The following is a 26,063-nucleotide window of genomic DNA, read 5'->3' on the forward strand; positions in this document are numbered from 1 at the left end:
TTTAGTTGTTAATCATGGTAATAAAATCATCTTCGCTTATAATGGCAACTCCTAATTTTTTTGCTTTTTCTAACTTGGCAGGTCCCATATTATCGCCTGCTACCACATAGTTAGTTTTAGAAGAGATAGAGCTACCTACTTTACCGCCGTTATCTTCAATAGCTTTTTTAAGTTCATCACGTGAGAATTTCGAGAATACACCCGAAACCACAAGTACTTGTCCTGCGAGTTTATCACTCACGCTAGTATCTTCTAATTCCTGAGCTTCAAGTTGAACACCATATTCTTTTAATCGCTCTATAAGTACTCTGTTTTTTTCGTTATAGAAAAAGTCAATGACACTTTGTGCAATGCGTTCACCAATTTCATCAACTAATACTAAATCCATGAGTGAAGCATTGGCAAGGTTATCAATACTTTTATAATGTTTGGCAAGTTTTTTTGCAACGGTTTCGCCTACATAGCGAATACCCAAAGCATATAGTACGCGCTCGAAAGGTATTTCTTTTGATTTTTCAATACCGTTGATGAGGTTCTCAGCCGATTTCTCTGCCATACGCTCTAACGGAATTACCTGCTCTTTTTTCAGGTCGTACAAGTCAGCATAATTTTCTATTAGTCCCGCATTGAAAAGAAGCGCAACGGTTTCTCCGCCAAGCCCTTCAATATCCATGGCTTTACGCGAAATATAATGTTGTATCCTACCAATTATCTGCGGAGGACATCCGTAAAAATTAGGGCAATAGTGTTGTGCTTCGCCTTCTTTCCGTATCAGTTTAGTATCACATTCAGGGCAATGGGTTATGTATTGTGTTTCAGTAGAGTTGGTAGGGCGCTTCTCAAAATCTACTTTTATAATTTTCGGGATTATTTCGCCACCTTTTTCTACAAATACCGTATCGCCTTCGCGAACATCTAGTTTTGCTATCTGGTCGGCATTGTGTAACGAGGCACGTTTTACAATAGTGCCTGCAAGTTGTACAGGTTCTAAGTTGGCAACAGGAGTAATAGCTCCTGTGCGTCCCACTTGGTAGGTAATAGTATGTAATATAGTAGCTGCCTGTTCGGCTTTAAACTTATAGGCTATTGCCCAACGTGGTGATTTGGCGGTATAGCCCAGCTCTTCCTGTTGGTGAAGGTCATTAACTTTTACGACTACACCATCTGTTTCATAAGGTAGGTTATGACGATGTGTATCCCAGTAATCTATAAAAGTAAAAACTTCATTAATGTTCTTTGCTAATGTTGCTTCTTTTGGTGCTTTAAAGCCCCATTCACGGGCTTTTTCCAATCCCTCAAACTGAGAGTTGAAAGACAGGTTATTACCAATAATAGAGTAGAGGAGACAGTCAAGCGGTCGCTTGGCTACCAATGCACTGTCTTGTAATTTTAAACTGCCCGATGCTGTATTACGTGGGTTAGAGTAGGGTGTTTCGCCTATTTCTATAAGCTCCTGATTCATTTTAGCAAAACCTTCTAGCGGTAATATAATTTCACCACGAATATCAAATTTTTCAGGATAGTCGCCTTTCAGTTTTAAAGGTACTGAGCGTATGGTTTTTATATTGTTGGTTATTTCATCGCCTTGAAACCCATCTCCACGAGTAACAGCTTTACTGAGTTTACCATTTTCATACGTCAGGCTTATAGATGCACCGTCATACTTCAATTCACAGGTATAAGTAACTTCAGTAGTACCTAACCCCTTATGTACCCGTTGCTCCCAGTCTTGTAGCTCCTCTTTAGAATAACCATTATCTAACGAGTACATGCGGTACTCGTGCTGTATGGTATTAAAGTTTTTGGTAATGCTTCCGCCTACACGTTGGGTAGGAGAGTCTTCATCAAAATATTCAGGATGTTTTGCTTCGAGTTGCTGTAATTCTTTCAGCTTCATATCGAATTCCAAATCAGAAATTACAGGGGCATCAAGTACATAATAATTATGATTATGCAGATGCAGTTCTTCGCGCAATGCTGTTATTTTTTGAAGGGTATCCATTTGCCAAATTTTGTGTTCGCTAATTTAGGCAAACTTCAATGAAAAGGAAAAGATTATTTAGGGCTAAAACCTATTAAAACATATCTTCAAATTGCTTGTATATTTCGCCTTCGGTTAGTATAGCGCCGTCTTCTATGAGTTTAAATATTTCAGCTTTTCTGTCTTCGCCAAAAGATTTAGTACCACGTGTGACTTTTACTTCTTCTGAAAATAAATTTTCGTTAAGCCAAAGCAATCCTTCTTTTGTAAGAAAATCAGCATGAGGGGCGTGAGCATGTATAATAATGCTTTCCATTTTTTCTTCATCCATTTTAAATAAGAAAATATGGTTTTTAGAATAGAATTCTAGCCATTTTGCTTTATCTAATACAGAGTCCCATATAAGGTCGCTAAATACATCAATTTCTTGCTCGGCAACTTCAGGTTTTTCTTGCTTTAGTTTATCCCACTCTGCTTTGTCTATTTGTTGTGATGCAAGGAAACGGATAAACTCTTGATGTAGTTCTTCAAGCTGTTCTTTAGTAAGGCGAGTATATTTCATAATAAATTTTCGATCTTTTTTAAAATAAAAAAGCCTCCCCTAATTAGGGAAGGCTCTTAGTATAATTTTGATAATTACGCTTGTTCAGCAACGATTTCAAACGGAAGTTCAACGATAACTTCTCTATGAAGTCTTACGCTAGCAGTATATTTACCAGTACGTTTTACGATACCGCTAGTAATATACTTCTTGTCGATAGACTGTCCATTTTTGTTTAAAACGTCAGCAATATCAGCATTGGTTACAGAACCAAATAGTTTATCGCCACCTGCTTTAGCAGTAATTTTTATCTCAAGTGCTTTTATAGCTTCAGCAATTTTCTTAGCATCATCTACTATTTTTTGCTCTTTAAAAGCTCTTTGTTTTAAGTTCTCAGCTAATACTTTTCTAGCTGTAGGAGTTGCCATGTGAGCAAATCCTTGAGGAATTAAAAAGTTACGACCATATCCTGGTTTTACTGTAACAATATCATCTTTAAATCCTAAATTCTGTACGTCTTGTTTAAGTATAAGTTCCATAATATTGCCTCCTTTTTATTTTAATAAATCAGCCACATATGGCATTAATGCTAAATGACGTGCTCTTTTTACGGCTACAGACACTTTTCTTTGGTATTTTAAAGAAGTACCAGTAAGGCGACGAGGAAGTATTTTACCTTGCTCGTTAACAAACTTCAATAAAAAGTCAGGATCTTTATAATCTACATATTTGATACCTGATTTTTTGAAACGGCAATACTTTTTAGTCTTGTTCGTCTCTATGTTTAAAGGTGTAAGATATCTAATATCCCCATCTTTTTTTCCTTTAGCTGACTGCTCTATACTTGACATAATTAGTTTGCTTTAGCTTTTAGTTTATCTCTTCTTCTTTCTGCCCATGAAATAGCGTGTTTGTCAAGAGCTACGGTTAAGAAACGCATAATTCTCTCATCACGTCTAAACTCAGTTTCAAATCCTATAAGGATATCCGCAGGAGCTTTAAATTCAAATAGGTGGTAAAAACCACTTTTCTTGTGCTGGATTTCGTAAGCTAATTTTTTTAGCCCCCAGTCTTCTTTTGCCACGATCTCGGCCCCTTTAGAAGTAAGATAATCTTCAAACTTACTTACTGTTTCCTTTACCTGGGTTTCAGATAAAACGGGATTCAAGATGAAAACAGTTTCATAGTTGTTCATAATGATATAATTTATATTGTAATAAAATTGGGTGCAAAAATAGTGTTTTTTATTTAAACAACAAGTTATAATAATGGTTTTTTATTCTGTTAAAATGTGTATTTTTTGTTTATATTTGTAATCACCCCAACAAAAAAAAGAGCGTAATTTACTGAAACCATACTAACTGACCTGTATAATGAAACTTAACTGTGTAGTTGTTGACGACAGCACCATACATAGAATAACTATTGCCAAGCTGGTGAGTGAACATCCCGACCTTAACCTTGTTGGTGATTTTTCTAATGCTTCAGAAACACGTAATTGTATTCTTAATAAGGCCGTTGACTTACTTTTTCTAGATATTGAAATGCCTGTTCAAAGTGGTTTTGACTTGCTTGATGGACTTAAGGCTAGACCACAAATAATATTTGTGTCTGCTAAATCAGATTATGCTTTGCGCGCTTTTGAGTATGCTGCTATAGATTATTTACATAAACCTTTAACAAAAGATCGATTTAATAAAGCAGCCCAAAAGGCTATTGAATTACATCAGATGAAAAAAGAAACACCTGAGGAAGAAGGGGAGTTTATTTTTGTGAAAAGTAATTTAAAGAACCTTAAAATATATATTGGACGCATTAAATGGGTTGAAGCCTTTGGTGATTACATTAAGATTATTACAGAAGATGGTACTCATTTAGTGCTTTCTACAATGAAAGCTTTTGAGGCAGAACTTCCTGAAGATAAATTTTTAAGAGTTCACAAATCATTTATCGTTAATATTGATAGAGTAGAGCGTTTTAATAGTCGATTTGCCGAAATAGGTAGTACTCAAATACCACTTAGTCGTAATAAAAAGGATAATCTTGCTAACGCAGTCAATAAAGCTTCTCAATCTCAATAAGGATCAACGTTTACAGATACTCTTATAACTCTATATTGTGGTATAGCATCAAAACTAGTTATAATTTTATAGATTATACTTTTATTGGTTGCAAGCGAAGATCCTGATGGTATTTTTATCATTATAGTACGAATGTATTGATTGCGAATTTTACTTATTCCTGGCTCTTCAGGACCAAGTACAGGTACATTCATGTTTTGTAATAGTACATTATAGAGCCACATAGCACCATCTTTCAACTTTTCATAATCTTTATGTTTTAAAGTAAGTTTAACTAGTTTGTAAAATGGCGGGTATTTAAAATTATGTCGTTCATATACTTGTTCTTTATACATTCCTTCATAATCGTTATCAGTTACTTGTCTGATAATGTTGTGTAAAGGGTTATAGGTTTGTATTAGTACTTTTCCTCTAGTGTCTTTACGTCCTGCGCGTCCTGATACTTGTACCATCATTTGATAAGCTCGCTCAAAGGCTCTAAAATCAGGTTGATATAGCATGTTATCGGCATTTAATATCCCAACTAAGCTTACATTATCAAAATGTAATCCCTTGGCAAGCATTTGAGTACCAACCAGTATATCTACTTCTTTATTTTTAAAAGCATCTATAATTTTTTCATAACCATATTTACCTCGTGTAGTGTCCTGATCCATTCGCCAAGAGTTTTTATCAGGGAATAACTCTTTTAACTCTAATTCTATTTGTTCTGTACCAAATCCTTTGGTAGAAAGATCTGCCGAATGGCACTGATGGCAATGCGTAGGCTTAGCCATGTTATAACCACAATAGTGGCAGCGCAACTGGTTTTTATATTTATAGTAGGTAAGACTAACATCGCATTGTGGGCATTGTGGTACATGTCCGCACGTCATACATTCTAGCCAAGGCGAAAAGCCTCTACGGTTTTGAAATAGTATTACTTGTTTGCCTAATGATAGTGTTTCGGCTATAGCTTCGGTTAACTCGTCGCTAAAGTGACCTGTCATTCGCTTACGTTTATATTTGTCTTTTAAGTCTACTAATACAATTTCGGGAGGTGTTACATTACCATAACGTTCTTTCATTTGTACGTAGCCATATTTATTATGTGTGGCATTATAGTAGCTCTCTATGCTAGGTGTTGCTGATCCTAGTAATACTTTAGCCTTAAAATAACTAGCTAGTATTATTGCGGCATCTCGTGCATGATAACGTGGGGCAGGGTCTTGTTGTTTAAAAGTTTGTTCGTGTTCTTCATCTATAACAATAAGCCCAAGGTTTTGAAAAGGTAAAAATAGAGCTGATCGTGCTCCTATAATTACTTTTGCTTTATCTGAGCTTTGTAGTACTTGCTGCCAAGTTTCTATGCGTTCATTATTCGAGTATTTAGAATGAAAAACGGCTACTTGATTACCAAAATAAGCAGTAAGTCTTACTACTAATTGTGTGGTTAAAGCTATCTCTGGCAAGAGGTATAATGCTTGTTGTCCTTTATTAATACACTCTTCTATTAGCTTAATATAAAGTTCCGTTTTTCCACTAGATGTTACTCCATGTAACAATGTTACTTGATGATTTTCAAAACTTTTTTTTACTTCGGCAAATGCTTCTTCTTGTTTGTAGCTTAATGTAAAACCTGCATTATTACTGCCTGTAAATTGCACCCGATCTTCTTCGAGTGTATATTCTTCAAATATATTTTTATCTATTAATGCTTTTATGGCAGCTGGAGATACTCCCGACGTTTCGGTGAGTTTCTTTACTGTTATAGGCTTTTTTTCTACAGCATTCAACTGAAAGTAGCTCAATACAGCTTCGCGTTGTTTTTGAGCTCGTGACAGTATTTCTAGTAGTTCGCTCAGTTTGTCTTGCGCTAAAAATTCCGACTGAAGTCTTACATAGCGCACTGTTTTTGGCTTATACTTTTCAGATATTTCTTCTTGTAGTGTTATTACATTTTTTTCTAATAGCTTATTTATAGTAGGTAATACTGTTTTTTTGTTAAGTATTGCCGCTATCTCTTGTATTTTTATAGATGATTGTTTACGCAACGCATCATAAATAAGGTACTCGTCATCAGTTAAATCTTCCTGTTGAGTATATTCTTTTTTCGGAGTAATAATAGTTTCACTTTCCAATAAGTATCCAGATGGCATTGCCGACTTGTAAACATCGCCAATGGCACACATATAATAATTTGCTATCCAGTGCCAATGTTTTAACTGGGCTTCGGTAACTATTGGAGTGTCGTCTAGTATTTGGTGTATTTCTTTTGCTTCATATAGTTGCGGAGGGTTTTGATGTAGCCCTATAACTATTGCGGTATATACTTTACTGCGCCCGAAAGGTACGCCAACACGCATGCCAAGCTGTATAAAATTAAATTCAACTTCATTTATAGCATATGTAAATGGTTTGGGCAATGCGAGTGGTAGGATAACTTCTATAAAAAAGGGCATACAGGTAGTATTTGTTACAAATATAGCTCGCAAAAAGCATAAAAAAAACACCTCTGTTACCGAAGTGTTTTTTATAGAAATTTAGTTTGTTTATTATGTGTTTCTATTACATTCTTGTCCACGTTTGGCTTCTGCCAATGAATGAAAACCCAAGATAACCTCTAACGTCTAGTTTATCTTTACCGTCTAGCTTTATAGTACAGCTATACAGTTTTCCTTTATTAGGGTCTAGTATGTCGCCATCGGTATATTCATCACCATCTTTTTCAAGACCTTTTATAATAACAAGACCTTCTATTGGTTTGTCTTTATCAGCTCCTTTACATTTAGTACATTTTGCACTTTTTTTGGCTGGATTTAGTATCTCTATTACTTTTCCGTAAATCTTACCATTTTGCTCATAAATTTCTACAATAGATTTGGCTTCTCCAGTTTCGTCATCAATGGTTTTCCATTTCCCTACAACGCCTTGTGCTGTTGCAGAAAACATTCCTGCAGCAATAACTAATAATAGTGATAGAAAGCATTTTTTCATAATTATATCTTTTATTTTTTGTTAAATATATAAATTTTTTCTCTTTAATTTATGAATTAACGCATTTAATTCGAACCCAAGAAGTAAAATAAAACAGTTAATCCATATATATAGCATTAATACAAGTAGTGTGCCAATAGAGCCGTATAACTCGTTGTATTGCGCAAAACGCACTACATATATACTAAAAAGAAAAGAAGTTATAATAAATAATATAGTAGTAAAAACCGATCCATAACTAAAAAATGCAGCTTTTTGGGTTTCTTTAGCGGCAAATTTAAAGAGCATTGATGTTGCAGTTAATATCATAAGCACTAAAAAAGCATATCGTCCTATTTCGAGTAGGTAAACATCATCTGTAAGGAAACCATTAGATTTTAGGATGTGTATAACAACTTCAAATGTAATAATAGCAACAACTGTAATAATAAGTAGTATAGTAAATACAAGTGATAAGCCTACAGCTACGGCATATTGTTTAAAATAAGAACGTTTTATAGTAATATGTAACGACGACTGAAAACCACTCAGTATAGCATTCATACCATTAGACATAAGTAATATAGCCAGTAAAATACCAGTAGATAACAGGCTGTTATAACTTGTGTTGGTGATATCTTGTAGTATTCCCGCAATAGCATCATAAGTATTAGGTGGTACATTTTGTGCTACAAAACGCATAAAATCCTTCTGGAAATTTTTTACAGGGATATAGGGTATAAGGTTAAGCAAGAAAAGTGCAAAAGGAAACAGCGACATAAAGAAGCTAAATGCAATAGCACCTGCCCTGTAAGATATATCGCCTTTTATAATACCTGTTATGTACAACTCGAGCATGTGGTAAAGCGTAAGCCCTTCTGACCAAGGTAACTTTATACTTTTTCCAAACCTGACAATATGCTTTACAACAGGAATACGTTCCAGTTTATGTTCCAGTTCTACCGACATTAAAGTGCTTTTAGGCTAAGATCCATATTGTATATGGAGTGGGTTATAGCTCCCGAAGATATATAATTTACCCCACACTCGGCATAGCCGCGCATATTACTTTCATTTATACCTCCTGACGATTCTGTAAGGCAGGAGTCGCCAATTAAGGCAACGGCTTCGCGGGTTTGGTCGTAATCAAAGTTATCAAGCAGTATGCGATAAACACCTTCGTTTTTCATTATTTCGCGCACTTCATCAAGGCTGCGGGCTTCTACTATTATTTTTAGGTCGAGATTGTTCTCTTTTAAATAGTCAAGTGTTTTTTGGATGGCAGGGGTAATCCCTCCTGCAAAATCAATATGGTTATCCTTTAGCATTACCATATCATAAAGCGCAAAACGATGATTTTCGCCACCGCCTATTTTCACTGCCCATTTTTCTATAGCGCGTATGCCGGGAGTAGTCTTGCGAGTATCGAGTATTTTAGTATCTGTACCCTCTAATATTTTTACATAACTGTTGGTTTTCGTGGCAATGGCACTCATGCGTTGCATGGCGTTAAGTACCAGTCTTTCGGCTTTTAGTATGGACTGCGAGCTACCCGAAACGTGAAAGGCAATATCGCCATATTTTACAGGTGTGCCATCTTCTATAAATACCTCTAGGGTAAGGTTAGGATCAACATAAGCAAATACTTGTTTGGCAAAAGCTACTCCTGCCAAAATACCATCGTCTTTTACTAACAGTTTGGCTTTACCTGTCGCATCGGCTGGAATACAGGCAAGTGAGCTATGGTCGCCATCGCCTACATCTTCGCGAACAGCATTAGTGATTATTATATCGAGTTCTTCTTGAAATTGTTTTTCTGAAATCATTATTTGGGTATTTCTATTTTAGAGCTAAAATAGTGGTTTTTTATCAGAAGAAACGCCTAAAAATAAAGCTATGATATTTTTTTAGTGATTAATACTAAAATTCTAAGTTCATTAAAAACTCAATTCCTTTTTCTTCAACTCCTTTTAAAATTTCAAAATCAGGTTTGTTGGTAACATCCTTAAAACTGATTTTCAAGCCATTTTTATAAGGTTCTATTGCTTCAATTTGGTTAAGAGGTATTATAGCCTGCTTGCCAAAATCTCTTTTGTGAAAGATATAAATAACAAAATTCATTATAAAAATAAATAAAATATTCGTTATAAGATATTTATAATCAATGGTTATGATGTAAATTAAGAAAACAACTTCGACTATAGCTAAACACCAATAAAACAACTTCTTTATCTTAGAGGTTTCTTTTTCTTGAGAGGAAGCTCGAATTCTTTCTTTTATATCACGAACTTCTTGCCAGTTTCCTGTTTTAGTAAGATACAGGTTTTCTTCGTCAATATTTATATAGCCGTTGTTATGCTTAAAGTAGTGTTTCATTAGAGGTATCTGAGTCGTAAAAATATAAAAAATAGCTTTTATGCTTTTATTTTTTACAACTTTATAAAGTTTCAACTAACAGTTTATCCTACATTTATGGTTCTGCCTTCGGCTGTTTTTTTACCTTTTTCAAAGTAAAAATCTATTTGCCCTAGGTTAATACCATAGCAGCCTACTTGGTTTACGAGTACATCTTCGCCATCAAGGTTTTGTGCTACATAAGGTTTAGACAGGAAGGTGTGCGTATGCCCGCCAATAATAAGGTCTATATTTTTAGTAGCGCGTGCCAGTGTAAGGTCAGAAACTTTATCACTATCCTTGTCATAAGCAAACCCAAGATGCGACAGGCATAGTACTAAGTCGCATTTTTCATCTGTTTTCAGTAAGCGGCTCATGTCTTGTGCTACAGCAATAGGGTCGTTATAAACGGTTTCTTTATAGAGTTTTTTATCTACAAGTCCTTGTAGCTCTACACCCAGCCCAAAGATGCCTATTTTAATACCATCTACCGTAAATATCTTATAAGGCTTAACGATACCGTCGAGTACTGTGTTTTTAAAATCGTAATTAGCCGATACAAAGTCAAACTTAGCGTGTGGTAATTGTTTGTGAAAACCATCTATTCCATTATCAAAGTCATGATTACCCAGTGTGGCAAGGTCATACTTCATCATACTCATTATTTTAAACTCTAACTCGCCACCGTAGTAGTTAAAGTAGGGTGTACCCTGAAATATATCGCCAGCATCTAGTAATAATGTGTTTGGGTTTTCTCGGCGTATAGTTTCTACGAGTGTAGCCCTGCGTGCTGCGCCCCCCATGTTTGGGTTTCTTGGGTCGTCTTCTGCTAAGGGGTCTATATGACTATGGGTGTCGTTAGTGTGTAATATAGTAATACGTTTTGCATTTTTAGGTTCAACGCTAAAACTACTTAATGAAAGTCCGCCCACAACTAATGCCGAACCAGCTGCTGTTTTCTGTATAAAATCTCTTCTTTTCATGGTGCTGCTTATTCTATTATTATACGTTCGGTATTGTTAACGGGTAAGGTGTCAGTTTCTTTAAAATAATCGATATATAAATTTCTCAACTTATAGTCCATATCATATTCTGCTGTAGCTTTTTTAAAGAACGTCATATTATCACCTCCGTTAGAAAGGTAGTCTGATGTGGCTACATAATACGTTTTGTTGTTATCTACAGGTTCTCCATGTACCGTTACTTTTTTAACGGTATTATTTTTATCCATTACAATTTCCATACCTGTTAACGGGTGTGGTTTTTTACCAATAGCCATATAAGTAGCTATATCGTTAACTTGTTCGCCTTTTAGAGCCATAATAATAAGGCTATTTTCAAAAGGCATTATTTCATATCCTGTTCTGGCGGTTACCTTACCTTGTGGTATAGTAGCGCGTATTCCGCCATGATTAAGCAAGCATATGTCTACGTGTTTGTTTTCGCGCAGGTAAAAAAGCTTGTCTGCTTTTTCGAAAGTAACATCTGCCATAAGGTTGCCTATGTTTGTTTGCCATTTACCTTTTCTTTTGTCAAACGTTACAGGAGCCCATGCTAATGTACTGTCTAAATCCTTATCAATATGTTCCCTGTAAGGAGCTACAAAATCTTCAATTTCTTTATTTGTGGTATATTGGCTACTGACGGGTATTTTCTTACCGTCAATTTCAGAATTATAAAAAGTTTTCGGTCCGCAGGAAATTATGCCCGAAAGCATTAAAAATAACACAAACATATACTTTGCTGTGCTATTCTTTTTTGAATTAATGATTTGTGATGACACTTATTTGGAGTAGTTTTGTATTGAATTAGTAAAATTACGATGTTTTTGAAGTTTATTAAAAACTTTGGCTTAAAAAAAATCATTAAGAAATCTTTAGCCAAGTATCAAGCGGGTGTAATGCCCGATGCTGTAACTACCGTAGGCGTACTTACAGACGAACATTATTTTAAGTATAGAACGGCTATTGTAAAAGAGTTGATAAAGCACGGTATAGCCGAGAAAAACATTGAGGTGCTGAGTTTTAGAGATCATATAAGTAGTAAAGAAGTTATAAAAGACTGCTATACACTTGCTGATATAAGTTTAAATGGTACGTTTAAAAAAGAAGAAGTAACGGCATTTGTACATAAGCGTTTTGATATGCTTATAAGTTATTATGAAGATGAAAAATTACCATTGGTAGCTGTTACACTAAAATCGAAAGCGAAGTTTAAAGTAGGTTTCTCGACTGTAGATAGCCGATTAAACGATTTTACTATTACTATCGCTGCTCAAAAACATGAAGTTTTTATAAGTGAATTGTTCAAATATTTAAAAATCCTAAATAAAATATAATCATGCAGGCAATTACGGGTACAGGTGTAGCATTGATAACACCATTTAAAAATGATTTTTCGGTTGATACCGATGCCCTAACAAGAATTGTTAACTTTCAGATAGATAATGGTATTGATTACCTTGTGGTATTGGGTACTACTGCTGAATCGGCAACATTAAGTAAAGAAGAGAAAGAACTGGTTATCGCTACTATTATAGAGGCTAATACAGGCAGACTGCCATTAGTGCTTGGTGTAGGAGGTAATAATACTCACGAGGTCGCTCATGAATTAAAAACACGCGATTTATCAGCTTTTAAAGCTGTACTATCAGTATCACCTTATTATAATAAACCAACGCAGGAAGGAATTTATCAGCACTTTAAAGTAGTTGCCGAGGCTTCTCCTTTACCTGTAATTTTGTATAACGTACCAGGTAGAACGGGTAGTAATATGCTACCTGCTACAGTAGTGCGCCTTGCGAATGATTTCGAAAATATAGTAGCTATAAAAGAGGCTGCAGGCGACATTGTACAAGCGATGAAACTGATACAGCACACGCCGAAAGATTTTCTGGTAATATCTGGCGACGATATGATAACCTTGCCAATGGTACTTGCGGGAGGTGCAGGTGTAATATCTGTAATAGGAGAAGGATTCCCAAAACAATTCTCGGATATGGTGCGCTTAGGACTAGAAAATAAAGTTGATGAAGCCTATGAATTACATTATTTACTTGCTGATGCTATTGATATGATTTTTGAGCAGGGCAACCCGGCGGGAATCAAGTCGGTATTTAAAGCGCTTGGATTGTGTGAGGATGTAGTACGATTACCTTTAGTAAAAGTTAATCAGGACTTAGCTAACCGTCTTGATGTTTTTGTAAAGCGTTTACAGTAATAGATGCTGTTTTTGTAAATTAGAATAAGGCTTCATGCAATAAAATGTATAAAACAAGAGTTTAAGAAAGTACCCGAAAAGAGTATGTTTTTATCTTCTTTTCGTGTTGCAAAAAAAGATTTTGTATTCTCTAATTATTAACTAAATTTGCAGTTGCTTTTAAATCAGCGGTAGCTGTACATAAACTTAAAACCTGAAATGGCGAAATACCTATATATTATACTTCTTGCAATTGTATTTTCTTCTTGCAGCCAATACCAAAAAGCTCTTAAATCTGATGATATTAAGGTGAAGTATGAGGCGGCAGAAAAAATGTATGACGATCAGAAATACTCTAAAGCTATCCGATTGTTTGAACAGATAGCACCTTCATACAGAGGGAAACCGCAAGCAGAAAAGTTGTTCTATATGTATGCAATGTCATTATACAATGTAAAAACATATTATACAGCAGGTTATCAGTTTGAGTATTTTACAGCAAATTATCCAAGAAGTGAGAAGCTAGAAGAGTCTGCTTTTATGGGAGCAAAAAGCTATTATCAATTATCACCAAAATATTCGCTTGACCAAGTTGATACCTATAAAGCATTAGATAAGTTACAGGCATTTATTGATAGGTTTCCTAATTCGCAGCTTATGCCCGAGGCAAACCAACTGGTTAAAGAACTTAATGAAAAGCTAGAAAAGAAAGCTTTTGAAATAGCAAAGCAATATAATTATACGTCAGAATATTTTGGCGATTTTAAAGCGGCGATAGTAGCACTTGATAATTTTATAATAGACCACCCTGGTACTATATATAAAGAAGATGCGCTTTTTTATAAATTTGATGCATCATACAGGTTAGCTATAAATAGTGTGGAAGCTAAAAAGCTTGCGCGTCTTGAGGCCGCAAAAATAAACTATAATGCATTGCTGAAGTATAAAGCTGATACCCAATATTTGGATCAAGCAAATGGCATGATAGAAAAGATAAATACAGAATTAGAACTATTTTCAAAATAATAAAAAGTCACTATGGATTTAAAGAAAGCTCATGCTCCGGTAAATACAGTTACCTATAATAAGACTAAGATAGAAGAGCCTACAGGTAATGTATATGAAGCTATTACTATTATAGCAAAGAGAGCTAATCAGATTAATGGCGAAATTAAAAAAGAGCTTATAGAAAAGCTTGAAGAGTTTGCTACATATAATGATAGTCTAGAAGAAATATTTGAAAATAAAGAGCAGATAGAAGTATCTAAATTTTACGAAAAACTACCTAAGCCACACGCTTTGGCAGTAGAAGAATGGCTAGAAGGAAAAATTACCTACAAGCAATCTAAATAATATAGCAGATGTCAGTTTTAAGCGGTAAAAAAATTCTTCTTGGTGTTACCGGGGGTATCGCCGCTTACAAAACAGCATCGCTAGTAAGGCTTTTTATTAAAGCAGGCGCTCAGGTACAAGTTATCATGACGCCTGCTTCTAAAGATTTTGTTACTCCACTCACTTTATCTACACTTTCTAAAAACCCTGTACATTCTTCATTTTATAATGAAGAAGATGAAAATGCGGTTTGGAATAATCATGTAGAGTTGGCACTATGGGCAGATGTATTTATAATAGCCCCTGCTACAGCCAATACCCTCTCTAAAATGGTATCGGGTAGTGCTGATAATTTATTAATTGCTACTTATTTATCGGCAAAATGTCCTGTATATTTCGCTCCAGCTATGGATCTCGATATGTATCGTCATCCCTCTACTATTAAAGCTTTTAGTGCACTAAAAGGTTATGGTAATACTATGATTCCTGCCGAAATTGGTGAACTTGCTAGTGGTCTATCTGGCGAAGGGCGCATGGCTGAACCTGAAAATATTATCGCTTTTTTAGAAAAAGATATAGAATCGAGATTACCTCTTCGTGGAAAAAAAATACTAATTACTGCGGGTCCTACATACGAAGCTATAGACCCTGTACGTTTTATAGGTAATCATTCATCAGGTAAAATGGGGTATGACATAGCACTTGCTGCTGCTAATGAAGGTGCTGAAGTGATTTTAGTAAGTGGCCCTACACATTTACAAGTTAAACACGATAGTGTTAAAGTTGTTAGAGTTACATCGGCACAGGAAATGTATAATGCATGTCACGATTATTTTGAAGCTGTAGATGTTGCTGTTTCAGCAGCAGCAATAGCTGATTATAGACCAAAGACAGTAGCTACTCAGAAAATAAAAAAATCAGATGCTAACTTTACTATAGCATTAGAGAAAACAAAAGATATATTACTTTCGCTAGGTGAGAAAAAAACAAAACAGTTTTTAATTGGCTTTGCTTTAGAAACAGAAAATGAAATAGTGCACGCAAAGCTGAAAATACAGAAAAAAAACTTAGATTTGATTGTTTTAAATTCGCTTAATGACGAAGGAGCAGGATTTGGGAAACCAACTAACAAAGTTACTTTTATAGATAAGAATTTTGCGATTGAACCTCTTGAGCTTAAAACGAAAGAAGAAGTTGCTATAGATATTATTACTAAAATAAAAAATCACTACAATGTATAAATGGTTTGCGATGTTGCTGATAATGCTGTCTTTTTCGGTAAAAGGGCAGGAGCTTAATTGTACAGTGCAGGTTAATGCTGATAGAATAACCGATGCTAATACTCAAATATTTAGAACGCTAGAAACATCGCTTAATGAGTTTGTGAATAATACTCGATGGACAAATAAAAATTTTGATAGAGGAGAACGTATTGAGTGTTCTATTTTTATTAATATTTCAGAATATAACTCTAATAACTTTTCTGCAACTATGCAGGTACAGTCGTCTAGACCTATACATAATTCAACATATTCGTCGCCAATACTTAACTTAAATGATAAAGAGGTAGCTTTTAGGTATCTTGAAAATGAAAATCTTATATATAACCCTAATAGTTATGATTCTAACCTTGTTGCTCTTATGGCATATTATGCCAATGTAATTATAGGTATGGATGCTGATTCTTTTGAGCTAAATAGTGGTACACCTTATTATCAGGCAGCACAAAATATGGTGAGCCTTGCACAAGGTAGTGGTTATAAGGGCTGGAGCCAGCAAGATGGTAATCAAAATAGATTTTTTATAGTAAACGATATATTATCTAATACTTTCACCCCTTTTAGAGAAACGCTATATAATTATCATAGAGATGCTCTTGATATCATGGCTGATAAGCCTAAAGAAGGGAAAGAAAATATTATTACTGCCTTACAGTCATTAGCTCAGTTAAATAAAGTACGTCCCAATGCTTTTCTTACACGTATTTTCTTTGATGCTAAGTCAGATGAAATAGCATCTATATTTTCAGGAGGTCCTATGGTTACAGTATCGGGACTTGTAGATACACTTAACAGAATTTCTCCTATGAATTCTTCTAAATGGAGTACTATTAAATAGTACATTTGTGCTATGTTACAAAATTTACAAATTAAAAACTTCGCTCTTATAGAGCAATTACATATCGATTTCTCTGACAAGCTCTCTATAATTACAGGAGAGACAGGTGCTGGTAAATCGATATTACTAGGTGCGCTTGGTTTAGTGCTTGGTAATCGTGCAGACTTAACTTCGCTTAAAGATAAAGAGAAGAAGTGTGTTATAGAAGCACACTTTAAGATAAGCGATTATAAATTAAAAGACTTTTTTTTACAAAACGACCTCGATTATGAGGATACAACCATTATTAGGCGTGAAATATTGCCGTCGGGTAAATCGCGTGCTTTTGTAAACGATAGTCCTGTAAATTTACAAGAACTTCAAAAACTAGGTAACTATCTTATTGATATTCATTCGCAACAGCAAACGCGAGAACTTTCAGATGAAGGATATCAAATGCAAATAGTAGATGCTATAGCTGGTAATAGAGAGCTTATTGTTGATTATAAAAAACAACTTTCAGGTCTAAAAAAAATACAAATACAACTTGCTGAAGCAAAAGAACGAAAGGCAGACTTAACGAAAGAACAGGATTATAATACATTTTTGTTACAGGAACTTGTTGATGCTAAATTGAAAGATGGAGAACAAGAAGAGTTAGAAAGTGAACTGGAAAAGTTGAGTAATGTAGAGTTTATTAAAGAGTCGCTGGCAAAAGCAATTTCACTTACTAATGATGAGCAGGTAGGGGCTATGCAGACTTTAAAAGAAGTAAAAACAGCATTACAAAAAGTAAGCACTATTTCAGGAGAATATAATCAGTTTTTTGAGCGAGTATCGAGCTTGCTTATAGAACTTGATGATGTTACTGATGAGCTTTCACAAAACTTTGAATTATTAGTTGATGATCCTGCGCGGTTAACATTAATAAATCAGAAACTACAACTTATTTATACATTACAAAAGAAACATAATGTAGCAAATGTTGGAGAGTTGATAACGATACAAAATGAATTAGAAAGTAGTGCTTTACAGTCTGATGAGTTAGAATCGACTATTGAAAAACTAGAAACAGAGCTTACTAATAGTAAAGTGAAAATAGATAAAGTAGCTGTAACGTTATCAGAAAAACGAAAAGCAGCAATACCTGTACTTACCGATAAGGTGACGGCTATATTAACACAATTGGGTATGCCAAATGCTCGATTTAATTTTGAAGTAAAATATTCTGACTCTTATTATGCTACAGGAAAAGATACTATGAGTTTATTGTTCTCAGCCAATAAGGGAACTGATTTTGGTTTGCTAAAAAAGGTAGCATCAGGAGGGGAGATGTCGCGCATTATGCTTTCGGTAAAAGCGGTACTAGCAGAGTACTCAAAACTACCGACTATTATATTTGATGAGATTGATACAGGAGTTTCGGGAGAAATATCTAATAAAATGGGCGATATTATGAAAGCTATGAGTAGCGGTATGCAAGTATTTGCTATAACGCACTTGCCTCAAATAGCAGCTAAAGGCGACCAGCATTATAAAGTATTTAAAACCACACAAGAAGAAACTACGGTATCTGAACTTAAACTTTTATCTAAAGATGAACGTGTAAAGGAAATAGCAGAAATGCTTTCAGGTAAGGATATATCCGACTCTGCTCTTAATCATGCAAGGGCATTGCTGAACTGAAAAATCGGATTATATTTGTAGTAAATAGAAACTATACAGTAAAAAAAACATATATCCAGTTATGATTATAGAGCCTAGAATGCGCGGATTTATCTGTCTTACTGCACATCCTACGGGAGCAGCGCAAAATGTAAAGAACCAAATAGAATATGTAAAATCTAAAGGTGTTATAGATGGCGCTAAAAAAGTATTGGTAATAGGAGCCTCTACTGGCTTTGGGTTATCATCACGCATTACAAGTGCATTTGGTTGTGATGCTGCAACTATAGGTGTTTTTTTTGAAAAACCACCTGTGGCTGGTAAAACAGCTTCGCCGGGTTGGTATAATTCAGCAGCTTTTGAAGAAGAAGCGCACAAGGCTGGGTTATATGCAAAAAGCATTAATGGTGATGCTTTTTCTAAAGAAATAAAACAACAAACACTAGAGCTTATAAAAAAAGATATAGGGCAAGTAGACTTGGTTATTTATAGTCTTGCTTCTCCTGTGCGTCAACATCCTGAAACAGGTGTTTTACACCGTTCAGTATTAAAACCTATAGGCGATACATTTAGTAATAAAACAGTAGACTTCCATACAGGTAAAGTATCAGAAATAAGTATTGAACCAGCTAAAGATGGCGATATAGAAAATACCGTTACTGTTATGGGGGGCGAAGACTGGGCGATGTGGATAGAAGCTTTAAAGAAAGAAAATCTTTTAGCCCCAGATGCACTTACTTTGGCATATTCTTACATTGGTCCAGAGGTAACCGAAGCAGTTTACCGTAAAGGTACTATTGGTCGTGCTAAAGATCATTTAGAGGCTACTGCTTTTTCTATAACAGATAGTCTAAAAGATATTGGCGGTAAAGCCTATGTTTCGGTAAACAAAGCATTAGTAACTCAGGCAAGTTCGGCTATACCAGTTATACCATTATATATTTCATTATTGTACAAAGTAATGAAAGAAGAAGGGGTACATGAAGGGACAATAGAACAAATGCAACGTCTTTACCAAGAACATTTATATACAGGTAAACCAATACCTACTGATGATAAGGGTAGGGTGCGTATTGACGATTGGGAGATGCGCGATGATATACAAGAAAAAGTTGCAGCTTTATGGCAACAAGCAGATACTGATAATTTATCAGCAATAGGCGATCTTGAAGGTTACAGTAAAGACTTTTATAATCTTTTTGGTTTTGACTATCAAGGTGTAGATTATAAAGCTGATGTAAACGAGATAGTAACTGTTGCTAGTATAGAAAGCTAATTACATTTTAAAACAAAATAAAATGCACAATTTATTAAAAGGTAAAAGAGGAATTATTACAGGTGCTCTCGACCAAAACTCGATAGCGTGGAAAGTAGCCGAAAAAGCTCATGAGCAAGGCGCAACATTTGTATTGACTAATGCACCTATTGCTATGCGTATGGGTGAGATAAAAGTATTGGCCGAAAAAACAGGATCAGAAATTATACCTGCCGATGCTACTAATGTTGAGGAGTTAACTAACCTTTATACTAAAGCACAAGAAATATTAGGTGGTAAGATAGATTTTATTTTACACTCAATAGGTATGAGTGTTAATATTCGTAAAAACATACCCTATACAGAGTCTAACTACGATTACTTTATGAAAGGTATTGATGTGTCGGCTTTGTCTTTACATAAAATGTTGAGTGTAGCTAAAAAAATGGATGCTGTTAATGATGGTGGTAGTGTAGTAGCATTAACCTATATGGCAGCACAACGTACATATCCTTTTTATACTGATATGGCAGATATTAAAGCAATGCTAGAATCTATAGCACGTAGTTTTGGTTATCACTATGGTGTAGAGAAAAAAGTACGTATTAATACAGTGTCGCAGTCACCTACAAAAACTACCGCGGGAACGGGTATAAAAGGTTTTGGAGATTTTTATGATTTTGCCGATTCTGTAGCGCCACTTGGTAATGCTGATGCAGAGTCATGCGCTGATTATTGTATAACATTATTCTCTGACTTAACAAGAATGGTAACTATGCAAAACCTTTTTCATGATGGCGGCTACTCTTCTACAGGAGTCAGTTCTGATATTATGGAAAGATTATCAAAAGAATAGTTATTTTTTAGTTATTTTCATAAAAAAGGGGCTTGTTTAAGCCTCTTTTTTATGAAATATAATAATTATTCATCTAATAATGTATTTTTATAACTGTTTTAAATCTTAAATAATTAATTAATATTTATTTTTTTAAAAACATTTAACAATAATTATGCATTAATTTATAACAAATGCGTCTTGTTTATTTGTTAATATCACAAAAATCATATAGAAGGATACTTTTATTATTAGAAATTATAATTTTATTAGCTAATAATCTAAAATTATTTAAATCTTTATGAAAAAATTTACTTTATTAATTGCCTTACTGCTTTTTGCAGTTACAGGCACTTATGCGCAAGCATCGATCTATACGTTTGCGCAGTCTAATGAGACTTATGTCCCTATAACTGGTGGAACGGTTATTACAAGTTCTACAGATGGGAGTCCTGATTTGGATTCTTATGCTTCAACTGAGCAAACTTTGCCTGTAGCTTTCGAATTTTCAGAAACAACTTATAATAGTTTTTATGTAACGAGTAATGGACAGTTAGCTTTAGGTACTAGTTCACCGTCTTCTTCTAACTACAGAGTATTGAGTTCAAGTACAGGAGGGAATGTTTTTTTAGCTCCTTTATCTGCAGATCTTGAAGAGGGTGCTTCTGGTTTAGCTGAAATACGTTACGAAATGGTTGGAGATGAAATTGTTATCCAATGGTCTAACTTTAGAAGATATGCTAAGGTAGAAACATTTAACTTTCAAGTAAGGCTTAATGTTGTTAGTAACGAGATAAAATTTGTATATGATGGTACGCCACCGTATGATGCTTCAACATCATATCAGCCACAAGTTGGTATAAAAAGTGCAGTAGGTGCTTATTCGGCAGCTACAGTAGCAGCAGGTGTATCATGGGATAACCCAACAGTTATTACTACAGGAATTACTTCGTTTTCTACAGCGGTAATTAATGATAACGATGGTTTTACAAGTGGTTTAGCTTATACATGGACACCACCTTTGCCTTGTACAGGTACACCAGTATCGGGTACTGTAGCGGGTGATTTAATGCGTTATATATGCTCTGGTAATACACCTTCAGTAATAAATGTAACAGGAGCAACTGTCGCAATACCGGGTATTGTTTACCAATGGGAACAATCATTAAATGGTACTGACTGGGCAGATGTAACAGATGGTTCAGGAGCCACTACAACGAGTTTTACTCCAGCTACTTTTGATGGTACTACTAAACAGTATAGATTAAAAGTTACTTGTACAAATAGTACAGAGGTGGCTTATACAGATGCTGTAACTATTGATAATCAAATAGCACCAACTACTCAGGCTTCTGCCGTAACAGTTGATTCGGAAGAGTTGTTTTCTACATCTTTTACTATGGACTGGACTAATGGGAATGGTGATAGAAGAATGGTTGTTATAAGTGATGCGGCTATAGTTGACCCAGTTGATGAAGTAGGTGTTTCTGCTATTACTGCAAATAATATATATGCAGGTACAGGACAACAAATAATATATGATGGTTTAAGTACATCGGCTACAGTATATGGTTTAGCTTGTAATACAAGTTATTTTGTAAAAGTATATGATTATAACCGTTGTGGAACTACAGATTCATATAGCATTTATTATAATGTAACCGAGGACACAAATGTGGCAACAGTTACTACTAATGATGTAACTACTGCTGCTTTACCAGTATTAAATAACTTTACAGGATATACAGGTACAAATTTAATAACAGCAGTTCCAGGATGGTATGAGGCTAATGTACCTACAGGTAGTGGTGATGTGCCATTAAGCTCTTACCCTGGTAGCATAACTTCTACTTGGAGGAACTCTTCTGTTTTTGGAGCGACTACTGCGGCTATTAATTTATATTTTGATAATAGAAATGAATGGGTTATTAGTCCTAAAATGGAAATAACAGCAGATTCAAGACTTATTTTTGATGCAGCTATAACTAATTTTGCTTCATTAACAGAAGATTTAGATGGTATGCAAGGTACAGATGATGCTGTAAATGTATTAGTATCTATAGATGGATGTGGTGCTGAATGGACATCTATATACACGTTCAATGCTGCTAATACTACTGAGCTTACTAATGAACTTACAGAGTATAGATTCTTATTAACAGATTATATAGGACAAACTATACAAGTAGCTTTTCAAGCTACAGATGGTACTGATAATGATCTTCCTGATTATGATTTCCATATTGGTAATATAGTAATTGAAGAAGTACCAGCATGTGAAGTGCCAACAGTAATGGCAACTACTAATATTACTAAAAATAGTGCTACTATAGTATGGGAGGCTCCAGAATTGAGTACGCCAACAGGTTACGAGTACGTAGTGTCGGATACTAATACAGCTCCTGTTGCTGCTGGTACAGCAACAACAGATTTGACGGCAAATGTTACAGCTCTTATGCCATCTACTGAATATTTTGTTTTTGTAAGAACAAATTGTGGAAGTGCATTTAGTGATTGGACTATTGCAGGTACATTTACTACTATGTGTGATTATCCTGAAATTTTAACGACTACGCCAGTTACAATATGTGGTCAAGGAGAAGCAAACCTTATGGCTACTGCCGATGGTGGTACTATTAATTGGTATGCTAATGCAACAGGTGGATTGCCTATTGCTACAGGTGGATCATTTACTTCAGAAGAAATTACAGAAACAACAACATATTATGTTTCTGCTCAGTCTGACGGAGGTTCACCTATAGGCGGCGGTTTATTAGCTCCAGAAGCTTCATGGACAGGTACTTCTCTTACTAATTGGGGTATTGTATTTACAGCTTTAGATAATGTAACTTTAAATTCTGTTGATGTGTATTCAACATCAGCAGGTACATTGGATGTAAAAATTGTTAATGCATCAAATACAGAACTGTATGCTACAGGAGATATTACTGTAGCAGCAGGAGGTACAACTACACCTACAACTATCCCACTTAACTTTGATGTAACTTCGGGTGAGGTTTATAAAATACTTGTAAAATCATATACAGGTGTTAGTTTAATTCGTGGTAGTTCAAACCTTGATTTTCCATATAATAACGGAAATATTAATGTAACTTCTAGCGAATGGGGTGGTACAACTACTAGTAATTATTATTATTTTTACAATATACAAAGTACAGCAGCTTGTGCTAGCCCTAGAATGCCAGTTGTTGCTACAGTAACAGATGCTCCAGAAATTACAGTAGCTGATGCTATTGAGTTATGTCCAGGAGAAAGTAGTGAAATTAGTGTAACAAGTGATAATGCAGATTATACTTATAACTGGATGCCGGGTAACCTTGATGGAGCTACACATACAGTAACTCCAAGTGAAACTACAACATATACTGTAACTGCTACAGATGCTGTTTCAGGATGTGTTACAACAGGTACGGTTACAGTAACAGTTAATCCACTTCCATCTCCAGTAGTTATAACGCCATCTCCAGCAACTTTTTGTGCAGGTTCGGTACAAGCTTTAGAAGTTACAGGTGGAGTTTTAGGAGGAGACGCTACTATAGGTGATGGAACGGATGTAACAGGAACAACTGAAGAGTTTACAGCTTTTTGTAATAGAAGGAATACACATAAAAGCCAAACTATATATACTGCTGCCGATTTAATAGATGCAGGTTTGGGTGCGGGTACTATAGAGTCTATAGCATATAATGTTAGTTCTATAGGTAGTGCTGCAACTAATGATAATTATACTGTTAAGATTGGTACAACTACACTTGATGTGTTCTCTGATGACTCATATCTAGACGAGTCTAGTTTTATTACTGTTTTTGCTCCAAGTACTTATACCCATGAAATAGGTGTAAATACTTTAACCTTCACTACTCCATTTGAGTGGGATGGTGTTTCTAATATTGTTATAAGTATATCACAGTCAGGTGCTGATTCATTATATAACGCACAAACAACTTATACAGATCTTGATGCTAATACAGCAATATTTAATTATAATGACTTAGCTGCAACAACAGGTACAGTTACTACAAAAAGATTTAATGTAACATTTACTATAACTGGCTCTACAGAGATAACTTGGTCTCCTATAACTAATTTATATACAGATGCTGATGCAACAGTAGCTTATACAGAAGATACAGATGCTACAATTGTATATTTTAAATCAGATGTTGCTACAACAGAAACATATACTGTTACTTCAACTTCAGAAGCTGGTTGTTCAGTTTCTTCAACTGTAGATGTATCTGTAAATGTTGTCGCTGCTCCAACAGTTGATAACACAGATGTAACATTGTGTAATGGAAGTACAGTTGCCGACTTAATAGCAACAGGTGATAACATCCAATGGTATGCAGATGCAACAGAAGGTACAGCTCTTGCTAATGATGCTGTTCTTGCAGATGGTATGTACTATGCTTCACAAACCGTTGATGGTTGTGAGAGTATTACAAGAACTGCAGTTACAGTAACAGTAGATGTTGTTGCTGCTCCAACAGTTGATAATACTGACGTAGCAATATGTAACGCAGGTACGGTTGCTGATTTAATGGCGACAGGCGATAACATTCAATGGTATGCAGATGCAACAGCTGGTACAGCTCTTGCTAATGACGCTGCTCTTGCAGATGGTGTGTATTATGCTTCACAAACAGTTGATGGTTGTGAGAGTGTTACAAGAACTGCAGTTACAGTTACAGTAAATGTTGTTGCTGCTCCAACAGTTGATAATACTGATATAGCAATATGTAATACAGGTACAGTTGCCGATTTAATGGCAACAGGCGATAACATTCAATGGTATGCAGAAGCAACAGAAGGTGTAGCTCTTGCTAATGACGCTACTCTTGCAGATGGTATGTACTATGCTTCACAAACCGTTGATGGTTGTGAGAGTACTACAAGAACTGCAGTTACAGTAACAATAAATGTTACTGCTGCTCCAACAGGAGAAGCCAGCCAGACTATAACGGCAGATGTTGCTGCTGATGCTACTATAGAAGACATCGAGGTAACAGTAGAAGATGATGCTGCAGTAATGTGGTATGCTTCAGAAGCTGATGCTCTTGCAGGAGAAAATGCTCTTATTGCAGGTACAATGCTTACAGATGGAACTACTTACTATGCAACCCAAACAATAGATGGTTGTGAAAGTAATACTGTTCTTGCTGTAACTGTAGGTGTGGTATTAGGACGTGACGATTTTAATATCAACACTTTCTCTTATTACCCTAACCCTGTTAAAGATGTATTTAACTTGTCTTATGATAAAGAAATTACTTCTGTAGCTGTATTTAACTTACTTGGTCAACAAGTAATGGCTAATACACCAAATGCTACTGAAGTAAGATTAGATATGTCTATCCTGTCTGACGGAACATACATTGTTTCTGTAACAGCAGGTAATACTGTAAAAACTATTAAAGTAGTTAAAAAACAGTAATTTAATAATTACCTATATCACATGAAGTAATCTTTTTACTTTCATGTTTATAAAGCCCTCGGAATATTCCGAGGGCTTTTTTTATTCTTTTTAGACTAGTATGGGTATAAAATTTATAAATAAATCGATAATAAATAAATACTGTATTTTTTTTGCTTTTGTTAAAAAATAAATATTTAGACCTTTTATGACTTATGATTTATTAAATATTGATTATTGTTTGTTATAATGAACATTTTATTTAAAAATTTATTTATAACATGTATAAATTATG

The 26,063-nt window shown here is 35.0% G+C and carries 23 protein-coding genes; 11 read left to right on the forward strand and 12 right to left on the reverse strand.

Annotated elements, in window-relative coordinates; translation table 11 throughout:
• Position 1 precedes the first annotated feature (1 nt).
• From ligA to rpsF, 5 genes are all read right to left on the reverse strand, one after another.
• The gene (gene ligA, locus DVK85_RS08750; protein ID WP_114678070.1) at positions 2-2,002 is read right to left on the reverse strand and encodes an NAD-dependent DNA ligase LigA; all 2,001 of its coding nucleotides are present in this window, start codon (positions 2,000-2,002) and stop codon (positions 2-4) included.
• Positions 2,003-2,075: 73 nt separating this feature from the next.
• On the reverse strand, positions 2,076-2,543 hold the full coding sequence (locus DVK85_RS08755) for a DUF6495 family protein (RefSeq protein WP_114678071.1): 468 nt from the start codon (positions 2,541-2,543) through the stop codon (positions 2,076-2,078).
• Between the two features lie 74 nt (positions 2,544-2,617).
• Entirely contained in the window at positions 2,618-3,061 is a 444-nt protein-coding gene (gene rplI, locus DVK85_RS08760; protein WP_114678072.1) for a 50S ribosomal protein L9, read from the reverse strand.
• Between the two features lie 15 nt (positions 3,062-3,076).
• The gene (rpsR, locus tag DVK85_RS08765; protein WP_114678073.1) at positions 3,077-3,373 is read right to left on the reverse strand and encodes a 30S ribosomal protein S18; all 297 of its coding nucleotides are present in this window, start codon (positions 3,371-3,373) and stop codon (positions 3,077-3,079) included.
• Between the two features lie 2 nt (positions 3,374-3,375).
• Positions 3,376-3,717: a 30S ribosomal protein S6 gene (rpsF, locus tag DVK85_RS08770; RefSeq protein ID WP_114678074.1), complete on the reverse strand. Its 342-nt coding sequence runs from the start codon at positions 3,715-3,717 to the stop codon at positions 3,376-3,378.
• Between the two features lie 178 nt (positions 3,718-3,895).
• On the opposite strand from rpsF, the gene DVK85_RS08775 reads away from it, so the two are divergent.
• The gene (locus tag DVK85_RS08775) at positions 3,896-4,603 is read left to right on the forward strand and encodes a LytR/AlgR family response regulator transcription factor (protein ID WP_114678075.1); all 708 of its coding nucleotides are present in this window, start codon (positions 3,896-3,898) and stop codon (positions 4,601-4,603) included.
• Here the strand turns inward: DVK85_RS08775 and priA are convergent.
• The 7 genes from priA to DVK85_RS08810 all read right to left on the reverse strand — a co-directional run bounded on the left by priA (position 4,597) and on the right by DVK85_RS08810 (position 11,687).
• Positions 4,597-7,044, reverse strand: coding sequence for a replication restart helicase PriA (gene priA, locus DVK85_RS08780; protein WP_114678076.1), 2,448 nt, complete (start codon positions 7,042-7,044; stop codon positions 4,597-4,599). The genes DVK85_RS08775 and priA overlap by 7 nt on opposite strands.
• Before the next feature lie 106 nt (positions 7,045-7,150).
• On the reverse strand, positions 7,151-7,579 hold the full coding sequence (locus DVK85_RS08785) for a DUF2147 domain-containing protein (protein WP_114678077.1): 429 nt from the start codon (positions 7,577-7,579) through the stop codon (positions 7,151-7,153).
• Between the two features lie 21 nt (positions 7,580-7,600).
• A complete protein-coding gene (locus tag DVK85_RS08790; protein ID WP_114678078.1) occupies positions 7,601-8,527 on the reverse strand; it encodes a YihY/virulence factor BrkB family protein in 927 nt (308 codons plus the stop codon).
• A complete protein-coding gene (gene nadC / locus DVK85_RS08795) occupies positions 8,527-9,384 on the reverse strand; it encodes a carboxylating nicotinate-nucleotide diphosphorylase (RefSeq protein WP_114678079.1) in 858 nt (285 codons plus the stop codon). Before nadC ends, DVK85_RS08790 begins: the two co-directional genes overlap by 1 nt.
• A 94-nt stretch (positions 9,385-9,478) precedes the next feature.
• On the reverse strand, positions 9,479-9,934 hold the full coding sequence (locus DVK85_RS08800) for a hypothetical protein (RefSeq protein ID WP_114678080.1): 456 nt from the start codon (positions 9,932-9,934) through the stop codon (positions 9,479-9,481).
• 83 nt (positions 9,935-10,017) lie between these two features.
• Positions 10,018-10,935: a bifunctional metallophosphatase/5'-nucleotidase gene (locus tag DVK85_RS08805; RefSeq protein ID WP_114678081.1), complete on the reverse strand. Its 918-nt coding sequence runs from the start codon at positions 10,933-10,935 to the stop codon at positions 10,018-10,020.
• An 8-nt stretch (positions 10,936-10,943) separates the two neighbouring features.
• On the reverse strand, positions 10,944-11,687 hold the full coding sequence (locus DVK85_RS08810) for a 5'-nucleotidase C-terminal domain-containing protein (protein ID WP_162845341.1): 744 nt from the start codon (positions 11,685-11,687) through the stop codon (positions 10,944-10,946).
• A 93-nt stretch (positions 11,688-11,780) separates the two neighbouring features.
• Between DVK85_RS08810 and DVK85_RS08815 the strand changes: the two genes are divergently transcribed.
• The 10 genes from DVK85_RS08815 (at position 11,781) to DVK85_RS08860 (ending at position 25,789) form a co-directional block, all read left to right on the forward strand.
• Positions 11,781-12,290, forward strand: coding sequence for a DUF6913 domain-containing protein (locus tag DVK85_RS08815; RefSeq protein ID WP_127960576.1), 510 nt, complete (start codon positions 11,781-11,783; stop codon positions 12,288-12,290).
• A gap of 2 nt (positions 12,291-12,292) precedes the next feature.
• Positions 12,293-13,171, forward strand: a complete 879-nt coding sequence (dapA, locus tag DVK85_RS08820) for a 4-hydroxy-tetrahydrodipicolinate synthase (protein ID WP_114678083.1) — start codon at positions 12,293-12,295, stop codon at positions 13,169-13,171.
• Between the two features lie 198 nt (positions 13,172-13,369).
• Positions 13,370-14,176, forward strand: a complete 807-nt coding sequence (locus DVK85_RS08825) for an outer membrane protein assembly factor BamD (RefSeq protein WP_114678084.1) — start codon at positions 13,370-13,372, stop codon at positions 14,174-14,176.
• A gap of 12 nt (positions 14,177-14,188) precedes the next feature.
• Complete coding sequence (locus tag DVK85_RS08830) at positions 14,189-14,503, forward strand: DNA-directed RNA polymerase subunit omega (protein WP_114678085.1); 315 nt, start codon at positions 14,189-14,191, stop codon at positions 14,501-14,503.
• 8 nt (positions 14,504-14,511) lie between these two features.
• Complete coding sequence (coaBC, locus tag DVK85_RS08835; RefSeq protein ID WP_114678086.1) at positions 14,512-15,723, forward strand: bifunctional phosphopantothenoylcysteine decarboxylase/phosphopantothenate--cysteine ligase CoaBC; 1,212 nt, start codon at positions 14,512-14,514, stop codon at positions 15,721-15,723.
• Positions 15,716-16,600: a type IX secretion system protein PorD gene (gene porD / locus DVK85_RS08840; protein WP_114678087.1), complete on the forward strand. Its 885-nt coding sequence runs from the start codon at positions 15,716-15,718 to the stop codon at positions 16,598-16,600. Before coaBC ends, porD begins: the two co-directional genes overlap by 8 nt.
• A 12-nt stretch (positions 16,601-16,612) precedes the next feature.
• On the forward strand, positions 16,613-18,265 hold the full coding sequence (gene recN, locus DVK85_RS08845) for a DNA repair protein RecN (protein WP_114678088.1): 1,653 nt from the start codon (positions 16,613-16,615) through the stop codon (positions 18,263-18,265).
• 61 nt (positions 18,266-18,326) lie between these two features.
• A complete protein-coding gene (gene fabV / locus DVK85_RS08850) occupies positions 18,327-19,520 on the forward strand; it encodes an enoyl-ACP reductase FabV (protein ID WP_114678089.1) in 1,194 nt (397 codons plus the stop codon).
• Positions 19,521-19,542: 22 nt separating this feature from the next.
• Positions 19,543-20,355, forward strand: a complete 813-nt coding sequence (locus tag DVK85_RS08855; RefSeq protein ID WP_114678090.1) for an enoyl-ACP reductase FabI — start codon at positions 19,543-19,545, stop codon at positions 20,353-20,355.
• Positions 20,356-20,635: 280 nt separating this feature from the next.
• Positions 20,636-25,789, forward strand: a complete 5,154-nt coding sequence (locus DVK85_RS08860) for an Ig-like domain-containing protein (RefSeq protein WP_114678091.1) — start codon at positions 20,636-20,638, stop codon at positions 25,787-25,789.
• Positions 25,790-26,063: the final 274 nt, after the last annotated feature.

The sequence above is a fragment of the Flavobacterium arcticum genome (assembly GCF_003344925.1).
Lineage (GTDB): Bacteria > Bacteroidota > Bacteroidia > Flavobacteriales > Flavobacteriaceae > Flavobacterium > Flavobacterium arcticum.